Raw genomic sequence first — 13,710 nt, 5'->3', positions numbered from 1 at the left:
CCATTCGTGAAAAAACCAATTAAAGGGACTTCCCCATGCGGCACCGCAGCCTCCCCTGCCAGCCAGCGAAGCACAGGTGCCCCGCCCCAAGAAAGCCGCACTAGACCAGGGCCCGGGGGATCCGGCTCCGCCGGTCCCCCGCCGCCCGCCCCCTGGGGGGCGCGCGTCAGCGCGTACGGGGGGGTTATATTACCAAGTTGGCTTTCGCCACCGCTCGCGTAAAGGTTTGCTTGATGGATGTCATCCGCATCAGGGGTGCGCGCACCCACAATCTGAAGAACGTCTCGCTGGAATTGCCCCGCCACCAGCTTGTCGTGATCACAGGGTTATCCGGTTCGGGCAAATCTTCCCTGGCGTTCGACACCCTGTACGCGGAAGGCCAGCGGCGCTATGTGGAAAGCCTGTCCGCCTACGCCCGCCAGTTCCTGCAATTGATGGACAAGCCCGAGGTCGACCTGATCGAGGGCCTGTCGCCGGCCATCTCCATCGAACAGAAGGCCGCCAGCCACAATCCGCGATCGACCGTGGGCACGGTCACGGAAATCCATGACTACCTGCGTCTGCTGTTCGCCCGGGTGGGCACGCCCTACTGCCCCGACCACCAGTTGCCGTTGCAGGCGCAAAGCGTCAGCCAGATGGTGGACATCACGCTGGCCCTGCCGGCCGAGAGCCGGCTGGCGATCCTGGCGCCGCTGGTGCGCGACCGCAAGGGCAGCTTCGAGGACGAACTGGCCAGCCTGCAGGCCCAGGGTTTCGTGCGGGTGCGCGTGGACGGCGAGGTGCTGGACATCGACAGCGTTCCGCCGCTGAAGAAGACCGAGAAGCACAGCATAGACGTGGTGATCGACCGCCTGCGCGTGCGGCCCGATGCCCAGCAGCGGCTGGCCGAGAGCTTCGAGACGGCCATCGGCCTGGCCGAGGGGCGGGCCATCGTGCTGGAAATGGATGCCGGCACCGACGACCGCGAACGCGAGCATCTGTTCTCCAGCCGCTACGCCTGCCCGGTGTGCGGGCACAGCCTGCCGGAACTCGAGCCGCGCCTGTTCAGCTTCAATAATCCCATCGGTGCCTGCCCGAGCTGCGACGGCATCGGCCACGTGGGTTTCTTCGATCCGAAGCGGGTGGTGGCGTTTCCCGAGTTGAGCCTGGCGGGCGGCGCGATCCGCGGCTGGGACCGGCGCAACCCCTTCTACCACCAGTTGCTGACCAGCCTCGCGGCCTTCTACGACTTCGACGTCGACACGCCGTTCGAGGAACTGTCCGAGGACACCCAGCAGCGCGTGCTGTACGGCTCGGGCGAGCAGGAAATCGCCTTTACCTACGTCAACGAGAAGGGCCGCACGACCGTCCGCTCGCATCCCTTCGAGGGCGTGATCCCCAACCTCGAACGGCGCTGGAAGGAAACCGACTCGGCCACCGTGCGCGAGGAACTCGGCAAGTACCGGAACGTGCGGACCTGTCCCGACTGCGGCGGCTCGCGGCTGCGCGCCGAGGCCCGCAACGTCCGCGTGGGCGAGGACGACCAGGGGCGCGCGATCTATCAGCTGGAGGCCCTGCCGCTGTCCGACTGCCTGCACTGGTTCGAGCAGCTGGCGCTGACCGGCGCCAAGCGCGAGATCGCCGACCGCATCGTGCGCGAGATCGCGGCCCGCCTGACCTTCCTGAACAACGTCGGGCTGAGCTACCTGTCGCTGGATCGCAGCGCCGACACCATCTCGGGCGGCGAGGCCCAGCGCATCCGCCTGGCCAGCCAGATCGGCTCGGGCCTGACCGGGGTGATGTACGTGCTGGACGAGCCGTCCATCGGCCTGCACCAGCGCGACAACGACCGGCTGATCGGCACCCTGCGGCACCTGCGCAATCTCGGCAACAGCGTGATCGTGGTCGAGCACGACGAGGACATGATCCGCGAGGCCGACTGGGTCGTGGACATGGGCCCCGGCGCCGGCGAACATGGCGGGGAAGTCGTGGCGCAGGGGTCGCCGGCCGACATCGTGGCCGACCCGCAGTCGCTGACCGGCCAGTACCTGAGCGGCCAGAAGTCCATCGCCATCCCGGCCCGCCGGCCGGTGGCGGGGCAGGACGAACTGCCGTGGCTGGAACTCAAGGGCTGTTCGGGCAACAACCTGAAAGGCGTGGACCTGCGCATCCCGGCGGGCCGCCTGGTCTGCATCACCGGAGTCTCGGGCTCGGGCAAGTCGACGCTGATCAACGACACGCTGGTCAACGTGGTCTCGCGCCACCTGTACAACAGCCAGACCGAGCCCGCGCCCTACGAGGCCATCGAGGGGCTGGAGCATTTCGACAAGATCATCAGCGTCGACCAGAGCCCGATCGGCCGCACGCCGCGCAGCAACCCGGCCACCTACACCGGCCTGTTCACCCCGATACGGGAATTGTTCGCGGGCGTGCCGGAAGCCCGGGCCCGGGGCTACGATCCCGGCCGCTTCAGCTTCAACGTCAAGGGCGGCCGCTGCGAGGCCTGCCAGGGCGACGGCGTGGTCAAGGTGGAAATGCATTTCCTGCCCGACATCTACGTCCCATGCGACGTCTGCCACGGCAGCCGCTACAACCGCGAAACGCTGGAGATCCGCTACCGCGGCCGCAACATCAGCGAAGTGCTGGACCTGACGGTCGAACAGGCGCTGGAGTATTTCGAAGCCGTGCCGGCCATCGCCCGGCGGCTGCAGACGCTGATCGACGTGGGGCTGGGCTACATCCGGCTGGGGCAGAGCGCCACCACCCTGTCGGGCGGCGAAGCGCAGCGGGTCAAGCTGTCACAGGAACTGTCCAAGCGCGGCACCGGGCGCACGCTGTATATCCTGGACGAACCGACCACCGGCCTGCATTTCCACGACATCTCGCTGCTGCTGGAAGTGATCGGGCACCTGGTGGACGCCGGCAACACGGTGGTCGTGATCGAGCACAACCTGGACGTCATCAAGACCGCGGACTGGATCATCGACATGGGGCCGGAGGGGGGCGGCGGGGGCGGCAGCATCGTGGCCCAGGGCACGCCCGAGGAAATCGCGCAGGCGCCCGGCAGCCATACCGGCAGCTATCTGAAGAAATTCCTGGCTGCCGGCGCTTCGTCGGCGCCCCCCAGGGCGGCGCGCGCGCCCAGGCGCAAGGCCGGCTGACCCGGCCGGGCGGTCACTCGTCGAATTCGCAGACGGTGTACAGATTCAGCCCCGAATCGCGTATCGCCTTCGACCCGCCCAACTGGGGCAGGTCGATGACCGCGGCCGCCTCAACCACGTTGGCGCCCAGCCGCTGCAGCAGCTTCATGCCGGCCAGCATGGTGCCGCCGGTGGCGACCAGGTCGTCCACCAGCACCACCCGCTGCCCCGGGCGCACGGCGTCGGCGTGCATCTCCACCGTCGAGCTGCCGTATTCCAGGGCATAGTGCTCGGCGATGGTGTCGTAGGGCAGCTTGCCTTTCTTGCGCACGGGCACGAAACCGAGGTTCAGTTCGTGCGCGATCACGCTGCCCACGATGAATCCCCGCGCGTCGATGCCGGCCACCAGGTCCAGGCGCTGGTTCATGTAGCGGTAGACGAACAGCTCGATCAGCACGCGGAAGCTGCGGGGATCCTGCAGCAGCGGCGTGATGTCCCGGAACTGCACGCCGGGCTCGGGCCAGTCGGGCACCGTGCGTATGCGGTCTCGGATGTAGTTCGGGTCCAGGAACATGGCGGGCTCGACAGGAAGGAATCGGGGGCGACCAGGGTCGGCGCTCCCGCGGCACAGGACGCCACTGTAACGCAAAGAGCGTAAAGCAAGGATCGTGCCCTTGCTACTATACTGGTAGATCGTCGCAATTGAATGACCGTTGCCGCGCGAGGCGACGCGAGGCGCATTTTTCGCCGCCCGCCCTCCTGCGGCACCGGCGCGGACCCATCATGAACACCTCAGACAACGGCACGTCCAACGTATACGTTCCCGGCGCCTCCGGCCCCGTCGACGTCATCGACTCGGCCCGCAGCACCCTGGCGGTGGAAATCGAGGCGCTCAAGGCCCTGTCCGGGCGCCTGGACCGCACGTTCGTGCGCGCGGTCGACATCCTGCTGGCCTGCCCCGGACGCGTGGTGGTCAGCGGCATCGGCAAGTCCGGACACATCGCCCGCAAGGTCGCCGCCACGTTCGCCTCGACCGGCACGCCCGCGTTCTTCGTCCACGCTGCCGAGGCCGTGCACGGCGACCTGGGCATGATCACCGCCAACGACGTGCTGGTCACGATCTCGTATTCGGGCACCACGGCCGAACTGCTTACCATCGTGCCCGTCGTCAAGCGCCTGGGATCGCCGCTGATCGCGATCACCGGCAACGCGGATTCCGAACTGGCCCAGCTTGCCGACGTGCACCTGGATGCCAGCGTGCCGCAGGAAGCCTGCCCGCTGAACCTCGCGCCCACCGCCAGCACCACCACCGCGCTGGCGCTGGGCGACGCGCTGGCGGTAGCCTGCCTCGAGGCGCGCGGCTTCGGCCCCGAGGACTTCGCCCGCTCGCATCCGGGCGGCGCCCTGGGCCGCCGCCTGCTGACCCACGTCAGCGACGTCATGCGCACCGGCAAGGACGTGCCCATCGTGCCGATCACGGCGTCGGTTACCGAAGCCCTGGTGGAGATCACCCGCAAAAGCATGGGCATGACCGTCGTGGTCGACGGCGACCGCGTGGTCGGCATCTTCACCGACGGCGACCTGCGCCGCCTGATCGAGCGCGAAGGCGACATCCGCAACCTGACCGTGGTTGCCGGCATGACGCGCAATCCCCTTCACATCGGCCCGGACGCCCTTGCCACCGAGGCGGCCGCGCGGATGGACGACAACCGCAAGAACCAGCTGCTGGTGCTCGATGCCACCGGCCGGCTGGTCGGCGCCCTTCATACCCACGACCTGATGGCAGCAAAGGTGCTCTGAGTTCCATGGCGATTCCTCTTCCTCCCCATCCGGCCGAAGCCCTGATCCTGGCCCGCGTGCCGCAAGACGTGCGCGAACGCGTCGCCCGCCTGCGGCTGATGATTTTCGACGTCGACGGCGTCCTGACCGACGGCCGCCTGTACTACGGCGAGCACGGCGAGACCATTAAGCGCTTCCATGCGCTGGACGGCTTCGGGTTGCGCATGCTGCACGAAAGCGGCATCGAGGTCGTGTTCATGACCGGACGCGACTCGCCCACCGTCTCGCGGCGCGCCGCCGAGCTGGGCATCTCCGAGGTCCAGCAGGGCGTGCGCGACAAGAGCGCGGCCGTGACCGCGCTGGCGCAGCGCTGCAACGTCGAGCTGGACGACGTGGGATTCATGGGCGACGACATCATCGACCTGGCCGCCATGCAGCGCGTGGGCTTCGCCGCCAGCGTGGCCGAAGCGCCGACCTACGTCGCCCAGGCCGCCCACTGGGTGGCCACCCGTCCCGCGGGCGACGGCGCGGCGCGCGAATGCTGCGACCTGATCCTGGCCGCGCAGGGCCGGCTGGGCGGCTACATCACCAGCCGCACCCTCACGACCATCACCGCCGGATCCTCTGCCCAATGAAAGACCGACTCGCCTCCGGGGTATCGATCGCGCTGCTGGCCGCCCTGGTGGCCGGCACGTGGTGGGCGGCCGACTACGCCAAGCGGGCGGTGAAGGAAGATCCGCCGCGCCGGCTGACCCACGAGATCGACTCCTTCGTCGAACAGTTCGTCATGGTCCGCAGCGACGAGCAGGGCATGCCCACGACGCGGATGGAAGGCGACCGGCTCGAGCACTACCCGGACGACGATTCGTCGGAAGTCACGCAGTTCCGCGCGGTCAGCCAGCGCACCGAGCGGCCGACCATGACGGCCACTTCCCGGCACGCGCGAATGGACCAGGACGGCGCGCGCGTGACCATGCGCGGCGACGTTCAGTTGCGGCGGCTGCCCGGGCAGGGGCGCCCCGAGCTGAACATACGCAGCGAGGAAGTCACCCTGCTGCCCGACGAGGACGTCGCCTACACGGACCTGCCCGCCACCGTGGTCAACGGCACCACGCGCATACAGGGACGCGGCATGCGCTATGACAACGTCTCGCGCGAATTGAAGGTCAACGAGCAGACACGGGTGCAGATCGTGCCGGGCAGCACGCGGCCGGCCGCGCCCCCGGCCCGACAGCCATCCAAAGGATAAAAACACCGTGCCACATCATCGATTCTCCCGATACGCCGCCCAGGCCGTGCTCGCCCTGGCCGCCCTCGCCTGCGGCGCCCAGGCGCTCGCGGCCGCCGCCGACCGCAACCAGCCGACGACGGTGGATGCCGATTCGCTGCGCTACGACGACCTGAAGCAGACCAGCATCTTCACCGGCAACGTCGTGCTGACCAGGGGTTCGCTGATCCTGCGCGCCGACAGGCTCGACCTGCGCGAAGACGCCGAGGGCTATCAGTTCGGCGTCGCCACCGCCAACAGCGGCAAGCTCGTCAACGTGCGCCAGCGGCGCGAGGGCACCGACGAATACGTCGAGGGCGTGGCCGAGCGCGTCGAATACGACGGACGCGGCGAGCTGATCCATTTCATCTCGAAGGCGGTGGTCAAGCGGCTGGCCTGCGAACAGATGGTCGACGAAGTGCGCGGTCAGCGCGTGACCTACAACCAGCGCACCGACACCTATACCGCCACCGGCGGGCCGCAGGCCCCCACGCCCAACCAGCGCGTGCGCACCATCATCCAGCCGCGCGGCCAGACGGCCGCCGGCGCGCCGGCGGCGGGCTGTGGCGCCCCGGCCTCGGGCAAGGCCGCGCAATGAACGCGCCGATCATAGAAGCCGGAGCGCCGGCCGGGGCGCCGCGCGCCGAGGAGTCGACCCAGGGCGAGGGCCGCCTGCGGGCCGAGGGCCTGCGCAAATCCTATCAAGGGCGCACGGTGGTCAAGAACGTGTCGCTGCACGTGGACGGCGGCGAGGTGGTCGGACTGCTGGGCCCCAACGGCGCCGGCAAGACCACCTGCTTCTACATGATCGTCGGGCTGGTGCCGGCCGATGCCGGCACCATCGACATCGATCGCGTCTCGGCCACGAGCCTGCCCATCCACAAGCGCGCGCGGCTGGGGCTTTCCTACCTGCCGCAGGACGCCTCCGTGTTCCGCCGGCTCAACGTCGAACAGAACATCCGCGCGGTGCTGGAACTGCAGCGCAACGAACAGGGCGCGCCGCTCGGCACGAAGCAGGTGAACGAGAGCCTGGAGTCGCTGCTGGACGAATTGCAGATCGGACACATCCGCAGCAACGCCGCCATCTCGCTGTCCGGCGGCGAACGCCGCCGCGTCGAGATCGCGCGCGCGCTCGCCACCAATCCGCGCTTCATCCTGCTGGACGAACCGTTCGCCGGCGTGGACCCCATCGCCGTCATCGAGATCCAGCGCATCGTGCGCTTCCTGAAGGGACGCGGCATAGGCGTGCTCATCACCGACCACAACGTGCGCGAGACCCTGGGCATCTGCGACCGCGCCTACATCATCAGCGACGGCACGGTACTGGCCAGCGGGCACCCCGAGGAGATCGTCGGCGATCCTGCCGTGCGACGGGTCTACCTCGGAGAACACTTCCGCATGTAAGCGGTGCCCATGCTCAAACCCGGACTCCAACTTCGCACCTCCCAGCACCTGGCGCTGACGCCGGCGCTGCAGCAGTCGATCAAGCTGCTGCAGTTGTCGACGCTCGAACTCGAACACGAGATCGAGCAGATCCTGCAGGAGAACCCGCTGCTTGAACGCGAGGACGACCCTGTGGCGGCCACGCTGCGGGTCGACGCCGACGGCAGCATGCACACGACCACGCCCGCCTCGCCGGAAGCCGACGCCGAACCGGGCGGCGAGGCCGTGGAGGCGCCGTCGCCGGCCGACGCCGGCGACGCGCCGGACCTGCCCGACATGCCGGAGCTGCACCGCCCCGGCGGCGAGCACGACGACGACACCGCGCCGCAATTGGCGGCGCCCGATGCCTCGCTGCGCGAGCACCTGCTGGGCCAGCTCGCGCTGACGCAGGCCACGCCGCGCGATGCGGCGCTGGTGACGGCGCTGGTCGACGAACTGGACGACAACGGCTACCTGGACGTGTCGCTGGAAGAACTGGCCGCGCTGTTCCCGCCCGAGCTGGAAATCGACGCCGACGAACTGCGTTCGGCGCTGGGGCTGCTCCAGTCCTTCGATCCGGCCGGCGTGGGCGCCCGCAACATCTCCGAATGCCTGTGCCTGCAATTGCGCGTGCCGGACCTCGATTGCCTGCCCGAGGCCCGCGATGCCGACGTGCTGGCGCTGGCCCGCCAGATCGCCGCCCAGCACCTGCCGCTGCTGGGCGCGCGGGACTACGCCAAGCTGCGCAAGGCGCTGGGCTGCAACGACGACCAGCTGCGCGCGGCCCAGAGCCTGATCCGCCGGCTCGACCCGCGGCCCGGTTCGCGCTATTCGTCGCCCGCCGCGGACTACGTCGTGCCCGACGTGATCGTGCGCAAGGCCGGCAACCAGTGGCGCGCCATGCTCAACGGCGAAGCCATGCCGCGGCTGCGCATCAACCAGATGTACGCGCAGATCCTGAAGTCCGAGCGCAGCTCGGCCCATCCCGGGCTGTCCTCGCAGCTGCAGGAGGCGCGCTGGCTGATACGCAATGTCCAGCAACGCTTCGACACCATTCTGCGCGTGGCCCAGGCCATCGTCGACCGGCAGCAGGGTTTCCTCAACCATGGCGAAGTCGCCATGCGGCCTCTTGTATTACGCGAAATAGCAGATACACTAGGCTTGCATGAGTCGACGATCTCACGCGTCACTACGCAGAAATACATGCTCACCCCGCTGGGGACTTTCGAGTTGAAGTATTTCTTCGGCAGCCACGTCGCCACGGAGACCGGAGGAGCGGCATCGTCCACGGCGATCCGTGCGCTGATCAAGCAACTCATTGGTGCGGAGGATCCTACCCAGCCACTATCCGACAGCCAACTTGCGCAGACGCTGGGGGAGCAGGGTATCGTCGTGGCCCGCCGCACGGTGGCCAAATACCGCGAAGCGCTCAAGATTCCGCCGGTTTCCCTGCGTAAGAGCATCTAGTACGGATCGCGCCCGCGCGGCATCGCATGCCGCGCATCCATCACCGGATCGCGATGCTAGGGTTAGACCGTACTTGAAAGCCCCGGATAAAGGCTCATCTTTATAGCAACCGCTGAAAACGCATGTGCCAGCCACTTCGATTGCGTGGCGACATCCGGAACGTTCGGAGCGACGCAAGCAAAGTGGCACGCTCGTGCCACAAGCGCCCATGCCCTGCGGACATGGGCGCGGGCTCCGGGGAAGTCTCCCGGTACATTGCTTCAAGGAGGGCTTTACATGAATCTGAGCATCAGCGGACATCACCTCATCGTGACCCCTGCCATACGTGAGTACGTCCTGAACAAGCTCACGCGGGTGCTGAGGCATTTCGATCACGTCATCGATATCCAGGTGCTGCTTTCCGTGGAAAAACTGCGCCACAGCGCGGAAATCACCATGCATCTCCGAGGCAAGGACGTCCATTGCGAGGCCCAAGAAGAAAATCTATACGCGGCCATCGACGCCCTTGTCGATAAAGTCGACCGACAGGTCATCAAGTACAAGGACAAGGTCCAGCGACCTCGGGTCGAGGAAGCAATGAAGAGAATTCCCCCCCCTACGCCCTGACGGGCGCCCCCCGGGGGGCGGCACTGGCGGACCGGCGGAGCCGGATCCGCGGTGCCCCTGGATAAAACATCGGCTGGCGGGGGAAGGAGGCTTTTCCCGCCGTTGTTTCGTTTAAAGGATGAGTTCGCGTCCAGTTACCCGTGATCAGAATCGAGAAATGCCGCGCTGCGCCATGGTTTTCGAGGGACTGGGTAGGGCCCCGGGTGGGCGCTTCCTTCGTGGGACGAGGGCGTGTGATGCCAGGTCGGGATACGGACGGGTTGTTTGCGGGGCACAAAAGTGCCGCTTTTCGTGACAGAACCGGGACGCTGGCTATAATCGACGTCCATCTCCAAAAGATGTCGCCCGGTCCATCTATTGTGCGAATTTGTATCGCCCGACCGGCGCATACGTTATGAATCTGATCTCGCGGATACTCCCCCCTTCGAACGTGCTGCTTGATCTGGAAGTCACCAGCAAGAAGCGCGTTTTCGAACAAGTCGGCCTATTGTTCGAGAACAATCACGGCATCGCCCGCTCGGTGGTGTTCGACAGCCTGTTCGCGCGCGAACGGCTCGGCTCGACCGGCCTGGGTCAAGGCGTAGCCGTGCCGCACGGCCGCATCAAGGGGCTGACCGATGCGGTGGCCGCCTTCGTGCGCCTGGCTCAGCCCATCAATTTCGACGCCCCCGATGGCAAGCCCGTGCAAATGCTGGTATTCCTGCTCGTACCCGAGCAGGCCACGCAGGTGCACCTGGAAATCCTGTCCGAGCTGGCGCAGATGCTGTCCAACCGCGCGCTGCGCGAGGCCCTGGCCACCGAACCCTCGGCCAGCGCGATCCACTCGCTGCTGACCCACTGGGAACCGGCCCAGTCCGACGCCGCGGTCTGACCCGGCCGGCCCCGGTCGGCCGCCTTTTCCGTGTGCCCCATGCTTACTATCGAAAAACTGGTCGACGAAAACACCGACAAGATTTCCTTGAGCTGGCTGGCGGGGCGCTCGAACGCGAATCGCTCGCCGCTGCCCGACACCTGCCTGGCCGCCGCCGACCTGGTCGGCCACCTGAACCTCATCCACCCGTCCCGCATCCAGGTCTTCGGCCACGAGGAACTGGCGTTCTACGCCCGGCTGGAAGCCCGCCGGCGCGCCCACCACCTGGATGAACTGCTGGCCAGCGGCGTGCCGGCCATCATCATGGCCGACGGCCTGGCCGCCCCGGCCGACCTGCTGGAACACTGCGACCAGCGCAACGTGCCGCTGCTGGCCTCACCCCGCTCGGCGGCGCAGGTCATCGACCTGCTGCGCATCTACCTGGCCAAGAAGCTCGCCCCCGTCACCACCGTGCACGGCGTGTTCATGGACGTGCTCGGCATGGGCGTGCTGATCTCGGGCGAATCGGGCCTGGGCAAGAGCGAGCTGGCGCTGGAACTGATTTCGCGCGGCCACGGCCTGGTCGCCGACGACGCCGTGGAGTTCTCGCGCATCGCTCCCAACCTGATCGAGGGCCGGTGCCCGCCGCTGCTGCAGAACATGCTGGAAGTGCGCGGCCTCGGGCTGCTGGACATCCGCGCGATCTTCGGCGAGACCTCGGTGCGCCGGAAGATGAAGCTCAAGATCATCGTCCACCTGGTCCGCACCACCTCGCCCGAAGCCAATTTCGAGCGCCTTCCCCTCCAGGCCATGACCCAGGACGTGCTGGCCCTGCCCATACGCAAGGTCGTCCTGCCCGTAGCCGCCGGCCGCAACCTGGCCGTGCTGGTCGAGGCGGCGGTACGCAACGCCATCCTGCAACTGCGCGGCATCGACACCATGACCGAGTTCATGGAACGGCAGATGGACGCCATCCAGAACGGCGAACCGTAGGGTCCCCCCCTACGCCCTTCGGGCGCCCCCCAGGGGGCGAAACCGGCGGACCGGCAAAGCCGGATCCGCGGTTTCCTGGCAACCAATAGGCTGGCGTGGGTAGGGGGAAAGGGGGACAGGTTTGGGAGTGTGCGTTATTGTTCAGGCTTCGAACGAACCTCTTTTACGAGGCAAAGCCTGCTGTGTTACGTGTCGTTTTCATCACCGGTATCTCGGGCTCGGGCAAGTCCGTGGCTCTTCGTACCCTGGAGGATTTCGGCTACAACTGCGTCGATAATCTTCCTGTCCGTTTTCTTCACGATTTCATCGCGGCCGCGCACGATGAAGGGCTGCAGCGTGTCGGGGTATCCATCGATGCGCGCTCCAGCGGGGCGATCGCCAGCCTGCCGGGCACCATCAATGCGCTGCGCGCGCTGGGCACCGAGATCCGCGTGGTATTCCTGGACGCCGACACCGGTACGCTGGTGCAGCGTTATTCGGAGTCGCGCCGCCGCCATCCGCTAACCGACAAGCTTTTCCACGAAGGCGTCGCGCCCTCGGTCGAGGCCTGCATCGCGCATGAGCGCGAGCTGCTGGGACCGCTGCGCGAGCTGGGGCACGTCATCGACACCACGGGGCTGACGCCCTCGCAACTGCGGTCCTGGGTGCGCAACGTGGTGCAGGCCGATACCGTGCCGCTGGTCCTGACCTTCGAATCGTTCGCGTTCAAGGAAAGCGTGCCGCTGGACGCGGACCTGATGTTCGACGTGCGCTGCCTGCCCAACCCCCACTACGACCCGGTCCTGCGGCCGTTGACGGGGCGGGACGCCCCGGTGGCGAACTTCCTGGCGGCCATCCCCAGCGTGGGGCGCATGATCGACGACATCGCCGCCTTCATCCGCACCTGGCTGCCCGAGTACATGCAGGACACGCGCAGCTACCTGACGGTGGCCATAGGCTGTACGGGCGGCACGCACCGGTCGGTCTACGTGGTGGAACAACTGGCCGCCATGTTCGCGGGCCAGGGGCAGGTGCTGGTGCGCCACCGTGCACAAAAGCAGTTCGACCTTTATGATCCGGGCGGCGGCCCCGCCGAGGCGCCGCCGCTTGCCAGACCCCAGCATCCAGGACCCTAGACGATGAAGCAGACCGACCGGCCTCCCCTGCCTGGCGCGCGCCCCACGACCAGCCGCCCATTGCGCGGGGGGACCAAAGGTCCCCTGCTCTGGGCGGCGGTCTGCGCCACGGTGCTCCTGGCCGCCTGCGGCACCACGCCCAAGGGGCCGTCTGGTTCGCGCGGCGGCGGCTACTACAAGGACGACGGCCCGCCGTCCAATCCGCCCGCCAACCTCGACCTGGTGCCCGACCCGCTGCCGGCCGTGGAACCGCTGGCCAGCGGCGCGAACAAGCCCTACGTGATCTTCGGCAAGCGCTACGTTCCCGACACCTCCATGCAGCCCTACAAGGTGCGCGGCGTCGCGTCGTGGTACGGCCGCAAGTTCCATGGCGCGCGCACGTCGAACGGCGAGATCTACGACATGTACGCGATGACCGCGGCCCATACCACGCTGCCCATCCCCAGCTACGCCCGCGTCACGCGGGTCGGGACGGGCAAGTCGGTGATCGTGCGCGTGAACGACCGCGGCCCGTTCCACAGCGACCGCATCATCGATCTTTCCTACACCGCCGCCTACAAGCTGGGCCTGCTCTCGCAGGGCAGCGGCGAAGTCGAGGTCGAATGGCTGGGCCCGCAGGAAATCGCCAGGATCCGCAACGAGCGCGGCAGCGCTCCCATGCTGGCCGCGGCGCCCGCGCCGGTGGCCGAGGCCGAGGTGGTCGCCATCCCGGTGGCCACGCAGCCACCGGCCAGCCAGGTACGGGAACTGCCGCCGCTGGCGTCCCCCTTGCCGGCAGCAAGCCCCGCGCCCATGGCAGGCGGCGTGCAGGTCCCGCTGGCGGCCACCACGCCGGTGGTGTCGTCACCGCAATCGGGCATCTTCCTGCAAGTGGGCGCCTTCAGCGGCCAGCGCAACGCCGAGGACCTGGCATCCCGGATCCGGACCCAGTTGGGGGACCAGACCGAACCGCTGCGCATCGTGAACACCGATAGCCTGCACCGCGTGCATCTGGGCCCCTACCCCTCGCGCGAAAGCGCGCTGGCGGCCGCGCAGCGCGTGCAGGCCAGGCTGGACATCGCCCCGGTCATCGTCGTGCGCTGACCGGGCGCC

General features: G+C 67.7%; 13 protein-coding genes. 12 read left to right on the top strand and 1 reads right to left on the bottom strand.

Annotation, left to right across the window (positions count from 1 at the left end):
* Positions 1 to 233 precede the first annotated feature (233 nt).
* Positions 234 to 3,140 carry an excinuclease ABC subunit UvrA gene (gene uvrA, locus WKR98_RS09135; protein WP_341432691.1) on the top strand — a complete coding sequence of 969 codons (2,907 nt, stop codon included), beginning with the start codon at positions 234 to 236 and terminating at the stop codon, positions 3,138 to 3,140.
* 13 nt (positions 3,141 to 3,153) lie between these two features.
* Here the strand turns inward: uvrA and WKR98_RS09130 are convergent, their stop codons facing one another.
* Positions 3,154 to 3,693, bottom strand: a complete 540-nt coding sequence (locus WKR98_RS09130) for an adenine phosphoribosyltransferase (RefSeq protein ID WP_124687806.1) — start codon at positions 3,691 to 3,693, stop codon at positions 3,154 to 3,156.
* Between the two features lie 209 nt (positions 3,694 to 3,902).
* Between WKR98_RS09130 and WKR98_RS09125 the strand changes: the two genes are divergently transcribed.
* The 11 genes from WKR98_RS09125 (at position 3,903) to WKR98_RS09075 (ending at position 13,701) form a co-directional block, all read left to right on the top strand.
* Positions 3,903 to 4,919 carry a KpsF/GutQ family sugar-phosphate isomerase gene (locus WKR98_RS09125; protein WP_341432690.1) on the top strand — a complete coding sequence of 339 codons (1,017 nt, stop codon included), beginning with the start codon at positions 3,903 to 3,905 and terminating at the stop codon, positions 4,917 to 4,919.
* 5 nt (positions 4,920 to 4,924) lie between these two features.
* Positions 4,925 to 5,533, top strand: a complete 609-nt coding sequence (locus WKR98_RS09120; RefSeq protein ID WP_124687804.1) for a KdsC family phosphatase — start codon at positions 4,925 to 4,927, stop codon at positions 5,531 to 5,533.
* The gene (lptC, locus tag WKR98_RS09115) at positions 5,530 to 6,147 is read left to right on the top strand and encodes an LPS export ABC transporter periplasmic protein LptC (RefSeq protein WP_341432689.1); all 618 of its coding nucleotides are present in this window, start codon (positions 5,530 to 5,532) and stop codon (positions 6,145 to 6,147) included. The genes WKR98_RS09120 and lptC overlap by 4 nt, the downstream gene beginning before the upstream one ends.
* Positions 6,148 to 6,154: 7 nt before the next feature.
* Positions 6,155 to 6,763, top strand: coding sequence for a lipopolysaccharide transport periplasmic protein LptA (gene lptA / locus WKR98_RS09110; RefSeq protein WP_124687802.1), 609 nt, complete (start codon positions 6,155 to 6,157; stop codon positions 6,761 to 6,763).
* Complete coding sequence (lptB, locus tag WKR98_RS09105) at positions 6,760 to 7,569, top strand: LPS export ABC transporter ATP-binding protein (RefSeq protein ID WP_124687801.1); 810 nt, start codon at positions 6,760 to 6,762, stop codon at positions 7,567 to 7,569. The genes lptA and lptB overlap by 4 nt, the downstream gene beginning before the upstream one ends.
* A gap of 9 nt (positions 7,570 to 7,578) precedes the next feature.
* Entirely contained in the window at positions 7,579 to 9,054 is a 1,476-nt protein-coding gene (locus tag WKR98_RS09100; protein WP_124687800.1) for an RNA polymerase factor sigma-54, read from the top strand.
* 276 nt (positions 9,055 to 9,330) lie between these two features.
* A complete protein-coding gene (hpf, locus tag WKR98_RS09095; protein ID WP_124687799.1) occupies positions 9,331 to 9,660 on the top strand; it encodes a ribosome hibernation-promoting factor, HPF/YfiA family in 330 nt (109 codons plus the stop codon).
* 394 nt (positions 9,661 to 10,054) lie between these two features.
* The gene (gene ptsN / locus WKR98_RS09090; RefSeq protein ID WP_087837517.1) at positions 10,055 to 10,531 is read left to right on the top strand and encodes a PTS IIA-like nitrogen regulatory protein PtsN; all 477 of its coding nucleotides are present in this window, start codon (positions 10,055 to 10,057) and stop codon (positions 10,529 to 10,531) included.
* 39 nt (positions 10,532 to 10,570) lie between these two features.
* Positions 10,571 to 11,503 (top strand): HPr(Ser) kinase/phosphatase, encoded by a 933-nt coding sequence (hprK, locus tag WKR98_RS09085; RefSeq protein WP_341432688.1) that lies wholly within the window; start codon positions 10,571 to 10,573, stop codon positions 11,501 to 11,503.
* A 182-nt stretch (positions 11,504 to 11,685) separates the two neighbouring features.
* Positions 11,686 to 12,618 (top strand): RNase adapter RapZ, encoded by a 933-nt coding sequence (rapZ, locus tag WKR98_RS09080; protein ID WP_124687797.1) that lies wholly within the window; start codon positions 11,686 to 11,688, stop codon positions 12,616 to 12,618.
* Between the two features lie 3 nt (positions 12,619 to 12,621).
* On the top strand, positions 12,622 to 13,701 hold the full coding sequence (locus WKR98_RS09075; protein WP_124687796.1) for a septal ring lytic transglycosylase RlpA family protein: 1,080 nt from the start codon (positions 12,622 to 12,624) through the stop codon (positions 13,699 to 13,701).
* Positions 13,702 to 13,710: the final 9 nt, after the last annotated feature.

The organism is Pigmentiphaga sp. YJ18, from assembly GCF_038066655.1.
In the GTDB taxonomy this organism is placed as follows: Bacteria; Pseudomonadota; Gammaproteobacteria; order Burkholderiales; family Burkholderiaceae_B; genus Pigmentiphaga.
Note: the sequence above shows the minus strand (reverse complement) of the source record. Positions and strands in the feature narration are given on the sequence as shown.

Excerpts from the sequence above, each read along its gene's own strand:
- uvrA (WP_341432691.1), top strand. The coding sequence starts at position 234 with ATGGATGTCATCCGCATCAGGGGTGCGCGCACCCACAATCTGAAGAAC.
- WKR98_RS09130 (WP_124687806.1), bottom strand. The coding sequence starts at position 3,693 with ATGTTCCTGGACCCGAACTACATCCGAGACCGCATACGCACGGTGCCC.
- WKR98_RS09125 (WP_341432690.1), top strand. The coding sequence starts at position 3,903 with ATGAACACCTCAGACAACGGCACGTCCAACGTATACGTTCCCGGCGCC.
- WKR98_RS09120 (WP_124687804.1), top strand. The coding sequence starts at position 4,925 with ATGGCGATTCCTCTTCCTCCCCATCCGGCCGAAGCCCTGATCCTGGCC.
- lptC (WP_341432689.1), top strand. The coding sequence starts at position 5,530 with ATGAAAGACCGACTCGCCTCCGGGGTATCGATCGCGCTGCTGGCCGCC.
- lptB (WP_124687801.1), top strand. The coding sequence starts at position 6,760 with ATGAACGCGCCGATCATAGAAGCCGGAGCGCCGGCCGGGGCGCCGCGC.
- WKR98_RS09100 (WP_124687800.1), top strand. The coding sequence starts at position 7,579 with ATGCTCAAACCCGGACTCCAACTTCGCACCTCCCAGCACCTGGCGCTG.
- hpf (WP_124687799.1), top strand. The coding sequence starts at position 9,331 with ATGAATCTGAGCATCAGCGGACATCACCTCATCGTGACCCCTGCCATA.
- ptsN (WP_087837517.1), top strand. The coding sequence starts at position 10,055 with ATGAATCTGATCTCGCGGATACTCCCCCCTTCGAACGTGCTGCTTGAT.
- hprK (WP_341432688.1), top strand. The coding sequence starts at position 10,571 with ATGCTTACTATCGAAAAACTGGTCGACGAAAACACCGACAAGATTTCC.
- WKR98_RS09075 (WP_124687796.1), top strand. The coding sequence starts at position 12,622 with ATGAAGCAGACCGACCGGCCTCCCCTGCCTGGCGCGCGCCCCACGACC.